General features: G+C 32.2%; 13 protein-coding genes. 9 read left to right on the top strand and 4 right to left on the bottom strand.

What is annotated here, in order from left to right; translation table 11 throughout:
- Positions 1-567: 567 nt before the first annotated feature.
- A complete protein-coding gene (locus BMY96_RS08480; RefSeq protein ID WP_175473538.1) occupies positions 568-2,571 on the bottom strand; it encodes a putative porin in 2,004 nt (667 codons plus the stop codon).
- 297 nt (positions 2,572-2,868) lie between these two features.
- Here BMY96_RS08480 and rnhB point away from each other — a divergent pair, with 297 nt between their 5' ends.
- The 7 genes from rnhB (at position 2,869) to BMY96_RS08445 (ending at position 10,885) form a co-directional block, all read left to right on the top strand.
- Positions 2,869-3,468 (top strand): ribonuclease HII, encoded by a 600-nt coding sequence (gene rnhB / locus BMY96_RS08475; protein WP_092851291.1) that lies wholly within the window; start codon positions 2,869-2,871, stop codon positions 3,466-3,468.
- A gap of 31 nt (positions 3,469-3,499) precedes the next feature.
- A complete protein-coding gene (locus BMY96_RS08470; protein WP_092851288.1) occupies positions 3,500-5,932 on the top strand; it encodes a ribonuclease HII in 2,433 nt (810 codons plus the stop codon).
- 95 nt (positions 5,933-6,027) lie between these two features.
- Positions 6,028-6,525 carry a hypothetical protein gene (locus tag BMY96_RS08465; protein ID WP_092851285.1) on the top strand — a complete coding sequence of 166 codons (498 nt, stop codon included), beginning with the start codon at positions 6,028-6,030 and terminating at the stop codon, positions 6,523-6,525.
- Positions 6,526-6,562: 37 nt separating this feature from the next.
- Positions 6,563-7,240, top strand: coding sequence for a TapB family protein (locus BMY96_RS08460; protein WP_092851283.1), 678 nt, complete (start codon positions 6,563-6,565; stop codon positions 7,238-7,240).
- A 122-nt stretch (positions 7,241-7,362) separates the two neighbouring features.
- Positions 7,363-8,412 carry a nucleoid-associated protein gene (locus tag BMY96_RS08455; RefSeq protein WP_092851280.1) on the top strand — a complete coding sequence of 350 codons (1,050 nt, stop codon included), beginning with the start codon at positions 7,363-7,365 and terminating at the stop codon, positions 8,410-8,412.
- 222 nt (positions 8,413-8,634) lie between these two features.
- Positions 8,635-10,506, top strand: coding sequence for a sensor histidine kinase (locus BMY96_RS08450; RefSeq protein ID WP_092851279.1), 1,872 nt, complete (start codon positions 8,635-8,637; stop codon positions 10,504-10,506).
- Positions 10,493-10,885 (top strand): response regulator, encoded by a 393-nt coding sequence (locus BMY96_RS08445; protein WP_092851278.1) that lies wholly within the window; start codon positions 10,493-10,495, stop codon positions 10,883-10,885. The genes BMY96_RS08450 and BMY96_RS08445 overlap by 14 nt, the downstream gene beginning before the upstream one ends.
- Before the next feature lie 106 nt (positions 10,886-10,991).
- On the opposite strand, the gene lipB is transcribed toward BMY96_RS08445, so the two are convergent.
- Positions 10,992-11,690, bottom strand: coding sequence for a lipoyl(octanoyl) transferase LipB (gene lipB / locus BMY96_RS08440; RefSeq protein WP_092851277.1), 699 nt, complete (start codon positions 11,688-11,690; stop codon positions 10,992-10,994).
- A 63-nt stretch (positions 11,691-11,753) separates the two neighbouring features.
- A complete protein-coding gene (locus BMY96_RS08435) occupies positions 11,754-11,912 on the bottom strand; it encodes a YqaE/Pmp3 family membrane protein (protein WP_092851274.1) in 159 nt (52 codons plus the stop codon).
- 299 nt (positions 11,913-12,211) lie between these two features.
- Between BMY96_RS08435 and lysS the strand changes: the two genes are divergently transcribed.
- Complete coding sequence (gene lysS, locus BMY96_RS08430; RefSeq protein WP_092851273.1) at positions 12,212-13,906, top strand: lysine--tRNA ligase; 1,695 nt, start codon at positions 12,212-12,214, stop codon at positions 13,904-13,906.
- 373 nt (positions 13,907-14,279) lie between these two features.
- Here lysS and yiaA read toward each other — a convergent pair whose 3' ends face one another.
- Positions 14,280-14,762, bottom strand: a complete 483-nt coding sequence (yiaA, locus tag BMY96_RS08425) for an inner membrane protein YiaA (RefSeq protein WP_092851271.1) — start codon at positions 14,760-14,762, stop codon at positions 14,280-14,282.
- 153 nt (positions 14,763-14,915) lie between these two features.
- Between yiaA and BMY96_RS08420 the strand changes: the two genes are divergently transcribed.
- The gene (locus tag BMY96_RS08420) at positions 14,916-16,433 is read left to right on the top strand and encodes a hypothetical protein (RefSeq protein ID WP_092851268.1); all 1,518 of its coding nucleotides are present in this window, start codon (positions 14,916-14,918) and stop codon (positions 16,431-16,433) included.
- Positions 16,434-16,441 lie beyond the last annotated feature (8 nt).

The following is a 16,441-nucleotide window of genomic DNA, read 5'->3' as shown; positions in this document are numbered from 1 at the left end:
TATGAGCGTTTTGCTATCTGCGATACTTACCGTTTTTAGCGGCTGCAAATGTACAACCTTTTTTAACTCCTACAAGTGTTTTTTAATATTTTTTTTGAAAAAGTTTTTTTAACCTTTTAAAATCATTAATCAACCTTTTTATGAACGTCCTGCTAAAATTGCTTTTGCGTTTTTAACGGGGTGCAAACTTACTATCCTTTTTTAGTTTGACAATGACTTTTTTTGCCTTTTTTTTACTTTTTTTTAAAACCGTTTTTAACTGACTTATTTACTGATATTTACACACCTAAAAAAATACACGCTACTCCTAATTCCTCAATTAATTTTGGGGTTTGGATTGCCTTTTATGAAACTAATAGGGGTTTTGCTCTTATATATGTTTACTTATATATAGATATGTTTATTACTAACGGTCCTTATATATGGTAAGCTATTTGTTTATTGTTATTGTAATTGCTTGCTAGCACGCCCGCGTTAGGGATAGTAATGGATAGCCCACAGCCCGACGCAGGAGGTGCGAGGACTTGGAATGGATAGCCCGACCCTTGGGGAACGCCCTAATGTTGTTTATAGAAAGAAATTCCAAACGACTCCGAATCTGATTGAGAAATCGCGGTATGGGTAGTTTGGTGCTGAATAATAGTTATAACCAGTGAATGCCGCATTAAAGTGTTCTGCTTTAAAATAGATTCTGGTTTGACGTATTTTGGCGTTTAGGAAAAAGTCTAAACGTGGAAAATTACCATATTGGGTGTCGTTTTGAACATAGAACTCTGCTAATACAGGATTGTATGCATCCATATAATACTTGGTGAAGTAATTTAAGGTTACCCCGGTTTGTAAATTTAGTGCGTTTTTAAATAATGGGCTTGAAAAATATATGGTGTTACGTGTATTGAACTCGGGAACGTTTAGGGTATTATTATCGTCTTTTACGTTTTGGTATAATATGGTATTGTTTAAGGCGAATTTACCGAACTTTATTTCGTTTGCCAATTTAACTCTTAGGTAGTTTATTGTACTTGTGTTTTGGAATGGGGCTACTTGGAGTGTGATGGCATCTTTTTGGAAATATACATAGTTATCGATTGTAGAATAATCGAGCGTTATGTTGGCTAGGTTTTTATATTTTAGGTTAAAGCCTATTTGTTGGGTTTCTATGTTGTTGAAGTTGTTTTGCCAGTTGTAATTTATGTAATCGCTTTGGTATAATAGCGTGTTGTAGTTTGGTACTTTGGAACTGTGATTAATGGATGCGGATGCGGATATGTCGTTATTAAGGTTAAAAATAGCGTTTGCTTTAAGATAGTTACCATCGAAATCGCCAGATACATTAACGCCTAAAGCCCCATTTACTTGAAACCCTTTATAGCGTTTGCTATAGTTACCTCCTACTGCTACTATGTTTCCTTTTAATCGGTTTGTTATTGTGCTGCCGTTTAAGACTACTAATTTATTGTAACCGTAATTATAGTTATTAGTATTTATATTGAACTTAACCCGCCCTAGTACGTTGTTAAAGTAATCGACCTCGACTTTGTTGTAGAAGTTTTCTAGAGTGCCTTTGTCTTTTAATCGCCTTGTTTCGAAGGCTTCGCCAAAATAGTCTGTTTCCGCATTGGCTTGATTGTACTCATAAAACTTATCTTCGAAAGACATAATGTGATTTATGCTTATGGTACTTTTAGAGGTAGAATCGTTTAAGGTTTCGGGTAGTTCGGCCTTTACTGATTTATTTAGTAAGGTATAGCCATGGTCTAGATGGAAACGTTTACCCTTCAAAATACTTTCTGCATCTTCAAAATTAACTTCTAAAATTGATCTGTCTATAAATTCTTGGTCTCCAGACTCAAAGTTAACTACATTATCGTCTTGCAAACCTCCGTTTTCTTGATTTAACAAATCTTGAGTTACCATATGCCCTCGGACGAAATAGCGTTTATTTTTGGATGTATAACTTGAGGTAAACCTAAAGTTACCTGTGCTTGTTAAGATATTTTGATATTTACCTAAAGAACGTAAGCCTTTATAAGCAATTGAAAAGTTAAATTGTGGCGAGGTGTTTACGGTAAAAAAGGAATCGGCTAGTTGCCCTTGCTCGAAGGCTGTTTTAAAAAACAACTCGGTTAATGGTGTTGGTACATGGTAATAATTGATATCCTCTATTTCCATGTAATTAAAATGTCTTGCTCTTGCACCAAATAATGGCATCGCATTGCTGTTGGCGAAATTATGTGTTAGACTATTATAGGTTTGCCCTAAATTGGAAAATGGAATTAGCCCAAAATTATCTTTACGCAAATAATTGAACTTATACTCTTTTTGAATGGTTAGTGAGGTATCCAAATATGTTGTATCCCGCTCGTGAGAGATAATGAGGTAGTCTTGAATTTTGGCTTTTGGTTTTTCTAACCCATTTTCTTTAGCTTGAACTTTTTGCTTTGTTCTCACTGTATCCTGAACTTGAATAGACTCTATATTATCTTGCTTCTTACCTTTTTGAGGTAAAACCTGTGCCTTTATAGACATAGTAAACAATAACAAAAGAAGTATAGTAACTAATTTATGCATTCTGGGATATTTTTGTTTAAATAATTTAAAGCTAAAGCGATTATAAACACTCTACAATTAATATTTTATTTATGCTCGAAATTAAACATAATTAAAACCATGCAAATGTAAATACAAAATATGATAACGTTGTAAAATGAAAAAATTATTTATTTGCGCAAAATTTAATAAAACATTATAACATTAGAAGGTTTTATAAATTAACAATTCTTTTTTAGTTTACACTATAATGATACTTTGATAGAATCTCGCCTTTTCAATACTTAATAATTTAAGAATTATCGATATTTTAGCAGCATGTTATTAGCAAATCATTCCAGTTTAATTTTAGAGTGCGGAACAGATGAAGCTGGTCGTGGTTGTTTAGCTGGACCTGTTACCGCTGCAGCCGTAATACTTCCAAAAAACTTTAGTAATACCATTTTAAACGACTCCAAACAACTTAGCGAAAAGAAAAGAATGCTTTTAAAACCTATAATAGAAGAACAGGCCTTATATTTTGGAGTAGCCCATATTTTTCAAGAAGAAATTGATGAGATTAATATACTAAATGCCTCAATTTTGGCTATGCATCACTCCATAGATAAATTAAATAAAACACCAGAATTTATTATTGTTGATGGCAACAAGTTTAAGCCTTACAAAAACATACCGCATGAAACCATTATTAAAGGCGATGGCAAATATTTAAGTATCGCAGCAGCTTCAGTTTTAGCAAAAACATATAGGGATTTATATATGGACAAAATTCACCAGGAATTCCCCATGTATAATTGGAAACAAAATAAAGGATATCCCACTAAAGAGCATCGGGCTGCTATTAAAAAATATGGCATAACAAAATACCACAGAAAATCGTTTAGATTATTACCCGACCAATTTAGGTTAGACCTTTAAGTTTTTATATTTGCATAAATTAATCCCTTACATGAGACTACTTTGTACTTCCTTTATTTTATTAATGGTTTTTGGATGCTCTAAATCTAATAATAAACGCAGTAATATTTTAGACTACGTACCCGAAAACACCGCGTTAATTATAAAAACCGATAATATTGAAGGTTTAAACAGCGGCATTAACAATAGTGACTTTTTACAAAGTTTATCGGGCACGACAATATATACTAATTTAGAAAAGCAATTATCGCCGTTAACCCACTTAAATCCTACAAGCGAACTTTTACTTTGCTTCTCTGAAAATAATACGGATAGCATGCACTACTCGGTAATAACAAAATTGACTAAAAATCTGTTTTTAACTGATTCTTTACCAAATTATACCGAAGAGCTACTTAAATACAACAACAAATCAATTAAAAAACATACCGTTAATAAAAACACGTTTTACAGCACTATTATTGATAGTACCTTTTTTGCCTCGTCATCAAAACAGATTGTTGACCAAGTTTTTAATTCTAGTTTTAATGACGACAACCTAAAAAAGCTTTACAAGGCATCGGGCAAAGACAAAACAGCGTCGTTACTATTAAATACCAAATCGCGATTTGCACCTTTGCTTTTTATTGAAGATTCTTTATCGCTTAACCTGCTTACGGAATATATGGCTATTGATGTTGAATTAAACCAAAACGACACGCACTTTAACGGAATTATTAAAGCCACCGATTCTACAAAAAGCCTTATAAATGTTTTTAAAAACACCATTCCGCAAGTCAATCAAATTCAAAATATAACACCTACTAATAGCGATGGCGTATTAGCATTTACATTTAACAATTTTACTAAATTTCAAGAAAACCTAATTAAACATCAAAATAAAGACTCTTTAAATACCAATACCAATCTCTTTAATGACATCATAGAAGTTGGCGTTATTTATGAAGGTGAAAATCGAGCAATTGTTTTAAACTCCATTGATATTATTGCAACCCAAGATGCTCTTTTAAGCGAGCAAACAAACGTTGACACATATAGAGAAATTGATATTTATAGTTTTAGTGATCCTGGTGTATTTGCCAATACATTTTCTCCGTTTATTACCACTAGCAATGCAAACCTATATTGTATTATAGACAACTACCTTATATTTAGTGGAAACACTGAAATGCTTCAAAATATTATTGCTAACTATCAAAATAAAACAACCTTAAGTACAACATCGTATTTTAAGAACAATAAAGAACACTTAAGTGATGCCTCTTCCTTACTACAAATTATTAATACAGCATCGCTAAAAACGCTATTAAACAAAAACATACCAGATAAAACATCCTACAATATAGAAGGGTACAATGCAACAGCCATTCAATTTATATACGATACTAATTTTGCGCATGTTAATGGCATAATGGCTAAAAACAAAAAAAGAGCGCATGTAAATACGGTGTCAGAAGAATTAAATATTAAGCTAGATAAAGCCATTTTAAACACACCACAATTTGTAAAAAACCACATTACAAATCAAAAGGAAATTGTGGTTCAAGATATAACCAATAGCTTATATTTAATATCTAACCAAGGAAAAATCCTTTGGAAAAAGCAACTACAAGGCCCTGTTTTAGGAAAAATTGAGCAAATAGACATTTATAAAAATGGCCGCTTACAATTAGCATTTGCAACACCAAACCGCGTTTATGTTTTAGATAGAAATGGTAAGGAAGTAAAACCATTTGCTTTAAAATTTAATGATAATATCACCCAACCTTTGGCTGTTTTCGATTATGATAACCGAAAAAACTACAGACTGTTAGTTACTCAAGGTAAAAACGTTTTAATGTACGACACTAAAGGGAATACGGTAAAAGGCTTCACTTTTAAATCGGCTAACAGCAATATTATTTCTCAGCCTAAACATTTTAGAATGGGCACTAAAGACTACATTACCCTAAAAACAGAAAACAAACTTTATATATTAGATAGAGTAGGAAAAACTAGAGTTAAACCTAAAACATCTTATTCATATTCAAACCAACCTGTTTTTCTGTATAACAATGCATTTACTACAACCACAGCTTCTGGCGATTTAGTTTTAATTGATTCTAAAGGAAACGTTTCGTCTAGAAACTTAAACCTAACCGAGAAGCATCATATTGAAACCACAAGCAAAACATTAGTAACGCAAAGCGAAAACAAACTTGTTATTAAAAACAAAACTACCGAGTTAGACTTTGGAGATTATTCAAACCCGAAACTTTTTTACATTAACAATAAAATTTACGTTTCTACTACCGATTTGCAATCGCATAAAATCTATTTATACGATAGCCAATCTAAATTACTCCCAAATTTCCCCGTTTACGGAAACACTTCAATAGAACTTGATAATATTGATAAGGACAGCAATTTAGAATTTGTAACGAAGGGAGAAAACAACTCTATACTTTTGTATCAAATTAATTAACTACCTGATAACGATGCAAATAAATCTGCATAAGTTGTATATCGATAAAAATTAATCTTTATCTTTAGGGCAGCTATTAATTAACTCTTTACAAAATGAAATCACCAAAAAATGCGGCAAGCATCCTACTCTTTTGGATCGCTTTTATGGCCTTATTCCCAAAACTCAATGCGCAAACCAAACAACTAAAACGCCCAAGTAATAATATTGGTGTTTCTAGTGTAGATACCTTTGTAACTAAATCGTTCGATATTTACGATAACGTTTTTAAATATAATGGTTATGCTGAAGCCGGAATCCCTTTAGAAGATGAAGATATTGATGCTTTAGAAGAAGCTCAATACGATTTAGAAGGGTTAATGGATAGCGCTTTAAACATCCTAGATGATTTGGATGGCTTGAGTGTTATAAAACAAGGCAAGGCAACATTAAGAATAAATAAAGCAAAGAAAGCATTAAAGTATAGCATTAAAACTTCAAAGAAATTATTATTGGGTGATCAAAGCACCAAAGAAGAAGAAGAAGAAGAAGAAGAAGAAGAAGAAGAAGAAGAAGAAGAAGATGATGATAATGATGATAATCCTAAATTTTAGAGCACAACTACTACACGTTCAATAAAAATTAAATAAAATGAAAACAAAAATTATAATATTAATAGGTCTATTTTTTATAAGCGTTTCGTCTTACAGTCAAACGGCATGTAAAGCCTACTACCCTTTTGAAGAAGGTGTTACCTTCGAAATAACAAACTATAACAAAAAAGGTAAAAAGGAAGGTGTTGTTAATTACGAAGTAACAAATATTATAGGCAACACAGCTACTATAAAAACCATTATTTACGATGCTAAAGGAAAAGAAGTTACAACTACCAGCTACGACATAATGTGCGATGGAAATACCGTTTCAATAGATTTTAAATCTATGATTAACCCAGATATGCTTAAACAATATAAGGATATGGAAATGGAAGTTACAGGCACAAATATTGAATTGCCTAACGATTTGCAAGTCGGCCAATCTTTAAAAGATGCTAATATGAATATGGCTATAAATATGGGCGGTATAAATATGAACATAGGCGTTAATATTGTAAACAGAAAAGTAGGCCAAAAAGAATCGATAACTACCCCAGCAGGAACCTTTAACTGTTTTGCATTAAGTTATGATAACGAAATAAAAATGGCCATGAAAATGACATTTAAAATAAAAGAATGGATTGCCGAAGGCGTTGGTGTTGTAAAAAGCGAATCGTATAACAAAAACGGAAAACTTATGGGCTACTCTGAGCTTACAAGTTTTAAAAAATAAAGGCTTACTAACCTCCAAAAAACAGTCCTCAAATATTGAGCATCAAAGTATCGCACTTTGGTGCTCTTTTTTGTATCAAATTCAGCTTAATTTTATAGTATTGCATTTATAATATTCAACTCATGATTTCAAGAAAAAACGCTTCCATATCAAAATTCATTATTCATAAAGTTGGTAATAAATTCAACGACACAAAAAATGCTTTCTCAGAAAAGTTAGTTGATTTTGATGAACCCAGTTACGACTTAATGTTACCTTTTTTATTAAGACCTTTTGGTAGCGTAGTACAAAGCTATAGGTTTAACCACCATGCTAGTATTTCGTTAAATGAAATTAATAGCTATTGTACACAACTATTTAACGATGAAGAGACTTTTATTGAAGTGTCAAAACATATAGTAACGCATTTATACGAGCAATCGAGTTCGGCACAAATAAAAACAGGCGATGTTTTGGTTGTTATGTTTGAAGGCATAGAATTTAGAGACATGACCACCAACGCTGTTGGAATTTTTAAAATAGAAAGCAAAGTTAACTTCTTTCAAACCTATTTAGAAAATAACAGTTATGATGTATTGGTACAAAAAGGAATAAACTCCAGAAAAGTTGATAAAGGCTGTTTAATTTTAAACCAAAGTGATACCGAAGGCAATATTATTTTAAGCGTAGATAATAATAGTTACGATGCCCAATATTGGCTTAATCATTTTTTAAATATTAAATATGCCGATGATGCCAACAACCACACACAACAATATATAGAGCTTTGTAAAGAATTCTCGACCGAGGTTTTAAAGCCTAATTATGGCGCCAAAGAACAAAATACATTTTTAGCACATACTATCGATTTTTTTAAAGAAAATGAAATTGTAAATGTTGAACGTTTTAAAGAAGAACTCTTTGAAAACGAAAAACACATTAGAGAGTTTGAAAACTACAAGAAAGATTATGAAGGCGAAAAGAATCTAGTATTAAGAAACCAATTTGATGTTGCTGAAGCCGTAGTAACCAAGGCTAAACGAAAAATTAAAACAGATATTAAACTAGATACTAACATACAAATAAAACTAGATATTGATGCGCCAGATGCATCAGCAGAATATTTAGAACGCGGTTATGATGATATAAAGAAAATGCATTACTACAAAGTGTTTTTTAACGAAGAAGATTAGTTTTCTTCAAAAAAAACATAGCTTTTCAGTCTAATTTTTATTGGAATAATTTTATTTTCCGATGTCAACTCACTAATTTTACTACAAAAAAATAGCTGATCTCCTATTGCTTTATAGATTCCCTATCGCTCACCTATCTATAAACAAGTCTCTCTTAAGCTGGTTAACATACATAAACCTAAGATTTATGTATACGAGTATTAATTAATAGTAATAAATTAAATGAATTACCTAAAAAAAGAATTGTATAACCTTGTAAAATCGGATGATACTGTTTTCGAGTTCATACAAAGTAATTCTCTCGACGGTATGTGGTACTGGGATTTAGAAAACCCAGAAAACGAATGGATGAACAAACGCTTTTGGGAAACCTTAGGCTACAATCCAGAAAACATGCCACACAAAGCTTCTGCATGGCACAATATTATTAACCAAAACGATTTAGAACTTGCAACTGCAAATTTTAAAAAACATTTAAGTAACCCCAAGCATCCATACGATCAAGTTGTTCGCTACACCCATAAAAACGGAAGAACCATATGGATTAGATGCAAAGGATTTGCAATAAGAAACAATAAAGGAGAACCTATTAGAATGTTAGGGTCTCATATTGAAGTTACAAATTTAAAAGAACAAGAACTTTTTTTACACCGATGTAATCAAGAAGCACATATTGGCTATTGGGAACTAGATGTTAGTAACAAAACCGTTTCTTGGAGCGAAACAACCAAAAATATACACGAGGTGGACGGAGATTATCAACCCTCGCTAGAAACAGGCATAAACTTTTACAAAAAAGGTTATAGTAGAAAGCGTATAACAGAACTTGTTCTTAATGCTTTAGAAAAAGGTGAAGGTTTTACTGAAGAACTACAAATAGTTACCAAATTAAACCATACTAAATGGGTGAAAGTTATTGGTATACCTGAAAAAAACAACAACTCTTTTAAAAGAGTTTATGGTACCATACAAGATATCGATTTACTAAAAACCAATCAAATAAAGCTAAAACAAAGTGAGCAAGCGTTTAGAGGAAGCTTTGAAAATGCCGCTATTGGAATGGCTATTCTAGATGTTAATGGTAAATGGTTAAAAGTAAATCAAACACTTTGTAATATACTTGGCTATACAGCAATAGAGCTACATGAACTTACGTTTCAAGACATTACACATCCAGATGATCTAGATTTAGATTTACACCTATTAAAACAAATTATAGCTGGAAAACGCGACCATTATAAAATGGATAAACGCTATTTTCATAAAAACGGACATATTGTATATATACATTTAGCAGTTTCTGTGGTAAGAGACACGAACAATGATGTGCTTCATTTTGTTTCTCAAATAGTAGATATTACGTTAATTAAGGAGCAAGAAATGCGTTTAGAAAAAATTATATCTATTACTAAAGAACAAAATGAACGCTTAAAAAACTTTGCCCATATTGTTTCGCATAATTTACGTTCACATTCCGGAGGTATGGCAGCCCTATTAGGTATTTTAAAGAGTGAACAACCTGAATTATTTAACAATGAAATGGTTCAACTTTTAGAAACATCTTCTCAAAACTTAGAAGACACTATTGCAGATCTATCGGAAATTGTTCAAATTAATATGTTGTCTAAAGAGACACTTACCAACATACCAATTAAACCTATTATCGACCAGCAAATTGAGTCTATTTTACCTTTAGCAGAAATTAATAAAGTAAAAATAAAAAACAATATCCCTGAAGACTTAGAAGTTGTTGGCATAAAAGCTTATTTAGATAGCATCGTATTAAACTTTATTACCAACGCTATAAAGTACCGCTCTAAAGATCGAGATAGTTATCTTAATATAGATTATAAAAAGAACAGCACCTATACATCTATAGAATTTACAGATAATGGTCTAGGAATAAATTTAGATCTACATAAAAAGAAGCTATTTGGCATGTATAAAACATTTCATCGAAATGAAGACTCTAAAGGTATTGGCTTATTTATAACCAAAAACCAAGTAGAGGCCTTAGGTGGTAAAATTGAAGTAGAAAGCACAGAAAATATTGGAACAACCTTTAAAGTAAATTTTAGAAATGAAAAAAATTAATCTTGCCTGTATTATTGAAGACGACCCAACTCATGTTTACATTACCAAACGTTTTTTAAATTTAAGCGGCTTAGTAGAATCTATTTTAATATGCTCTAACGGTAAAGATGCTTTTGATAAATTAAAATCGATAATCTCGAACGGAGAAAGGCTTCCTGAACTAATTCTATTAGATTTAAACATGCCTATTTGGGATGGTTGGCAATTTCTAGACGCTTTTAAAACGATACCTATAGAGCAAAAAATACAAATATTTATTGTTACTAGCTCGGACTCTGAAGCAGATAAAGAGCGTGCAAAACAGTACAACATTAATAGTAACTATATTGTTAAACCAATAACCTTAGAGAAATTAAAAGAAACTGTTTTTGCAGCTTAATTAGTGATGAGCTTTATAGCTAATAAATATAGTAAAACACTTTTTAAAAAGTGTTTTACTATGTGCGAAATCGAAATCATTAAATCCTATAACCGGATTAATACAGTTAAACAAACTCCGCTTTAAAAAGCTCAGCAAAATGTTTTAATAACTTTGTTTTAACCTCAGCCTGATCGACTTCTTTTTTACCAAGCTCAACATTTAAAGAGGTTACTGCTTTTCCTCGAATACCACAAGGAATCATTAAATCGAAATACCCTAAGTTAGCATTTACATTTAGTGCAAAACCGTGCATGGTTACCCAACGGCTAGCACGCACACCCATAGCACAAATTTTACGTGCAAATGGTGTTCCTACATCTAACCAAACACCTGTTTCGCCTGGGCTACGTTCTGCTTTTAAACCGTATTCGGCAAGGGTTAGGATAATCATTTCTTCTAAAAAACGAAGATATTTATGGATATCGGTAAAAAAATTATCTAAGTCTAAAATAGGGTAACCAACTATTTGCCCAGGACCATGGTAGGTAATATCGCCCCCACGATTTACTTTATAAAAACTCGCGTTTTTTTCTTTAAGCTGTGTTTGGTCTACTAATAGGTTAGACATATCGCCACTTTTACCCAACGTATACACATGCGGATGCTCCACAAATAAAAAATAGTTTTTAGTTATTAAACCGGCATCTTCTCGTCTATTTTTAATTTTTGAGTCTACTATACCACGAAACAGAGTTTCTTGGTAATCCCAAGTTTCTTTATAGTCTTTTAAGCCTAAATCTTGAAGTTCGATTTTTTTATTCATGGATTGCAAAATTACAATATTTTATATAAAAATGACCGAAGACAAATGCCGACCTACTGCAAATTAACTCTTAGGGTTATTTACTATAACTAATGCTGCAATTACTCCGGGCACCCAGCCACAAAGCCATAATAAAAAGACGATAATAATAGAGCCGCAACCTTTATCGATAACGGCTAAAGGCGGACAAATAATAGACAGTAATACTCTCCAAAAACTCATGTTAGATTTGTTTTAATTGATGATTTACCTATTTGACGATAAAGGTAGTTATTTGTTACAATTTGCGCTAGGGATAGCAACGGCATCCTTTTTAAAAACTGGAAAACGATGTGTTTTAGCTATGCCAACAAATTAACACAAAACTTTGTACCTACTTGTTAAGACTATATTTTTAAAAAGATATAGTGGATAGCCCGACCCTTGTGGTAGCGCCCAAAAAAATCATAAATCAATAGCTGTAAATGGGAAATCAAATGTTTATCTTTGTGCCTTAAAAATTTTCACCTAGTATTTAGAATATGTCACAATTATCTGAGCAAGAACTTGTAAGAAGAGAGAAATTAGCAAAATTACGCGATTTGGGTATTAATCCTTATCCGGCAGATTTATATCCTGTTAAGGACACATCGAAATCTATAAAAACCAATTTTAAGGAGGAAAATAAAGTGGTTATTGCTGGTAGATTAATGTCTAGACGTATACAGGGTAATGCAAGTTTTGCTGAGTTGCAGGATGCCGATGGCCGTATTCAAGTGTATTTTAATAGAGATGAAATTTGTACTGGCGACGATAAAAGCAAGTACAACGATGTGTATAAAAAATTGCTAGATATTGGTGATTTTATTGGTGTTGAAGGCGAATTGTTTTTAACCAAGGTAGGAGAAAAAACGGTAAAAGTTAAAAACTTTACTTTACTTAGTAAGGCTTTAAAACCTTTACCATTACCTAGAACGGATGCCGATGGAAAAGTGCATGATGCTTTTACCGACCCAGAGCAGCGATACAGACAACGTTATGCCGATTTAGTGGTAAACCCTCAGGTTAAAGAGGTGTTTGTTAAGCGTACAAAATTGTTTAATGCTATGCGCCAGTTTTTTAATGACTCTGGTTATTTTGAGGTTGAAACTCCTGTGTTACAGCCTATTCCTGGTGGTGCTGCGGCGCGCCCGTTTATTACACACCACAATGCTTTGGATATTCCGTTGTATATGCGAATTGCAAACGAGTTGTATCTTAAAAGGCTAATTGTTGGTGGTTTTGATGGGGTTTATGAGTTTTCTAAAAACTTTAGAAACGAGGGTATGGACAGAACCCACAACCCTGAGTTTACAGCCATGGAAATTTATGTTGCTTATAAGGATTATAACTGGATGATGGATTTCTGTGAGCGTTTATTAGAACATTGCGCTATTGCTGTTAACGGCAGTACTAAAGCAACTTTTGGCGAGCATGAAATAGATTTTAAAGCGCCTTATGCTAGAGTAACCATGGCAGATTCTATTAAGCATTTTACTGGTTTTGATATTACAGATAAATCTGAAGATGAAATAAGACAAGCTGCTAAAGACCTAGGTATTGAGGTTGACGAAACTATGGGTAAAGGCAAACTTATTGATGAAATTTTTGGTGAAAAATGCGAGGGTAACTACATACAGCCTACCTACATTACAGATTACCCAAAAGAAATGAGCCCCCTGTGTAAAGAACACCGTGATAACCCTGAATTAACAGAGCGTTTTGAGCTTATGGTTTGTGGTAAAGAAATAGCAAATGCGTATTCTGAACTTAACGACCCTATAGACCAACGTGAGCGTTTTGAGCACCAACTTAAATTGGCTGCTAAAGGTGATGATGAAGCTACCGAGTTTATTGATCATGACTTTTTACGTGCCTTAGAGTATGGTATGCCTCCTACATCTGGTATGGGTATTGGTATGGACCGTTTAATTATGTTTTTAACCAACAACCAATCGATACAGGAAGTATTGTTTTTCCCGCAAATGCGCCCAGAGAAAAAACCTTTAGCTATTAGTGATGATGCTAAAGCTGTGTTAGACATTTTAAAGAAAGCTGAAAAGCTAGACCTTATAGCATTAAAAAGTAATTCTGGTTTATCGAATAAAAAATGGGACAAAACAATTAAAGAATTAACTAAAAACAACCTTGCTAAAGTTGAGAAAACGGATGATGGGTTGTTTGTTAGTGTGGTATAATTATTACCTAAACCATAAAACACAAAAAAGCCAGTAATTCTAAGAATTACTGGCTTTTTTAACTAACCAACTAAATTTATTAACTAAACTTAAATCAAATATCACACATTTACACCTTAACCATAATAGCTTTTAGAAATGTTTAACAGTGGTTTGTTTAATTTTAATCTTTATTTAAGAGTTATAGATGTGGTATGTTAATTTTTTAAGAAAAACTACGATTAAACTTAATAAAGACTACTAGTTTACATCCTTTTTGTTTTCTTTTTTTTAAAAACCTCGCCACTATAAAAGCAACGAGGTTTTGGGTTAACTAACCAATCATAAAAACAACCCTTTTATATTTTTTGTTTTTTATGGTTTTAAACTCTTTCTAATCCTCATCATCACTAGCTCTATTTATAACTTGAACATCCCTGGTGTTTTTCTGCACTGCAATGGCCGAAAACAAACTTAGTAGAAACGACATACCATAAAACCCTTTTTCGCTTAAAAGCAAGTCGGCATTCCAAAGTCCAATAACTAATAACACAATAGATATTACGGTTGTAAACCAACTAATGCTATAATAAATATCGGTTACTGGAATATCTTCCATGCGATCTCTAACCGCCTTTTGAACAGAAATTACCGAGAATAAACCAAATAATAATATGGTAAAGTAATAGCCCTTTTCATTTAACAGCATATCGGCGTTCCATAAACCAATACAAAAAGAAGCCATTCCTATTAATAATGCAGACCACGATGCGCCAATAAAGGCCGAAGTTGGTTTATGATTGTTTACTTTATCGTCTTTTTTACGTTTTGTTTCTTTTGATTTTTCATCTACTGAAACTGTTGTTTGATAATTCATAATGTTTTTGTTTTTAATGATTATGAGGCAAATCTGCGAAATAACTAAACCTCCTAAAACACAACTTTTACAAATAAATGACGATATAAAATATACCAAAACAATAAAAACACTTATATTTAATACTTATACATATTATTTAATGACGATTAAATGACAGACTTAAACGAGATAGTTTCGTCCTTTTCTAGCGAAGACCAACAAAAATTTATCACTTACCTAGACAAAAAGAACAAACGAAACGACACCAAAAACATCAAGCTATTTAATTTACTATGCAAAAACGAATTAGCCTCTAACGCAATTTGCACTAAACTATATGGCAATAAAAAAAACGCATACCACGCGCTTAGGAAACGGTTGTATGAGTCATTAATAGACTTTACAGCCAACCAAAGTTTACAAGAAGAAAACTCGGTAGATATGCAAATCATCAAGTTCATATTAGCATCCAAAGCCTTCTTGCAACAAAAGCAGTATAAAGTGGCTTATAAAATTTTAGATAAAGCCGAAAAATTAGCTTCAACCAACGACCTATTTCCATTTTTAAACGAAATATATCACACCAAAATTCAATATGCCTACGCATATCCCTATGCAGATATTGATGCCCTTACGGTAAAATTTAAAACCAATCAAAAAAACATTCAGCTAGAAGACGAGCTAAATATCGTGTACGCAAAAATCAGGCAAACTCTTAACAGCATCGTCTATAAAGGTGAAGTACTAGATTTTAAAACCATTTTAACCAATACCCTAAAAGAGCACAACATCACTATAAACGATTCTATGTCGTTTAAATCATTATACCAATTGGTAACCATATCAAGTATTTCGGCATTTATAACTAAAGATTATTTAAAAATCGAACCCTTTTTAAAAGACACTTACCACTTAATTACCAAGCACAAAAACAAACGGAAACAACTGTTTTACCACATTCATATTTTGTATGCCATTGCAAATGCACTTTTCAGAAATAAAAAATTTAATGAATCCTTGCACTACTTAGAGCTTATGCACCAACACATGCAATTGCAAAAAAAGAAATACCATAAAACATTTGTTCTAAAATACCATTTACTAAAATCCCTTAATTTAAACTACAGTAACCAACAGGACAGCGCCATACAACTACTAGAAACCATACAACCTGCTAAGCATAAAGATATTGAAACGCTATTAGATATTAATTTAAGCCTTATCGTGTTCTATTTCCAGAAATTAGATTTTAAAAAAGCGCACAACTTGCTTTCAAAATTATATCATACCGATACTTGGTACGCCGAAAAAGCAGGAAAAGAATGGGTAATTAAAAAGAACCTCATTGAAATTCTTTTACATATCGAGCTACAAAACATTAACCTAGTAGAATCTAAATTACTAAGCTTTAAACGTCAATACACCGCATACCTAAAAAGCATAAACCAACAGCGCGTTATCACCTATTTAAGTTTTATAGAAATGTATTATAAAAGCCCAGAAAATGTATGTACACCCGCTTTTAAAACCAAAATAAAAGCAAACTTTAATTGGCAACAAATACATAAAGAAGATATTTTTGTAATTAGCTTTTACAGCTGGCTAATTAGCAAAACAACCAAAACCACAGTATGTAAAACCACATTAAACCTAATAAATAAGGCCCAATCAGAATTAACAATCACATAAACTATAAT

The organism is Algibacter pectinivorans (assembly GCF_900112595.1).
Classification (GTDB): Bacteria; Bacteroidota; Bacteroidia; order Flavobacteriales; family Flavobacteriaceae; genus Algibacter_B; species Algibacter_B pectinivorans.
This window is presented reverse-complemented; position numbering and strand designations above follow the sequence as displayed.

Bases quoted from the DNA above. Each gene is read 5' to 3' on its own strand.
- BMY96_RS08470 (WP_092851288.1), top strand. From the start codon at position 3,500: ATGAGACTACTTTGTACTTCCTTTATTTTATTAATGGTTTTTGGATGC.
- BMY96_RS08480 (WP_175473538.1), bottom strand. From the start codon at position 2,571: ATGCATAAATTAGTTACTATACTTCTTTTGTTATTGTTTACTATGTCT.
- rnhB (WP_092851291.1), top strand. From the start codon at position 2,869: ATGTTATTAGCAAATCATTCCAGTTTAATTTTAGAGTGCGGAACAGAT.
- BMY96_RS08420 (WP_092851268.1), top strand. From the start codon at position 14,916: ATGACAGACTTAAACGAGATAGTTTCGTCCTTTTCTAGCGAAGACCAA.
- BMY96_RS08455 (WP_092851280.1), top strand. From the start codon at position 7,363: ATGATTTCAAGAAAAAACGCTTCCATATCAAAATTCATTATTCATAAA.
- yiaA (WP_092851271.1), bottom strand. From the start codon at position 14,762: ATGAATTATCAAACAACAGTTTCAGTAGATGAAAAATCAAAAGAAACA.
- BMY96_RS08445 (WP_092851278.1), top strand. From the start codon at position 10,493: ATGAAAAAAATTAATCTTGCCTGTATTATTGAAGACGACCCAACTCAT.
- BMY96_RS08460 (WP_092851283.1), top strand. From the start codon at position 6,563: ATGAAAACAAAAATTATAATATTAATAGGTCTATTTTTTATAAGCGTT.
- BMY96_RS08435 (WP_092851274.1), bottom strand. From the start codon at position 11,912: ATGAGTTTTTGGAGAGTATTACTGTCTATTATTTGTCCGCCTTTAGCC.
- BMY96_RS08450 (WP_092851279.1), top strand. From the start codon at position 8,635: ATGAATTACCTAAAAAAAGAATTGTATAACCTTGTAAAATCGGATGAT.
- lipB (WP_092851277.1), bottom strand. From the start codon at position 11,690: ATGAATAAAAAAATCGAACTTCAAGATTTAGGCTTAAAAGACTATAAA.
- BMY96_RS08465 (WP_092851285.1), top strand. From the start codon at position 6,028: ATGAAATCACCAAAAAATGCGGCAAGCATCCTACTCTTTTGGATCGCT.
- lysS (WP_092851273.1), top strand. From the start codon at position 12,212: ATGTCACAATTATCTGAGCAAGAACTTGTAAGAAGAGAGAAATTAGCA.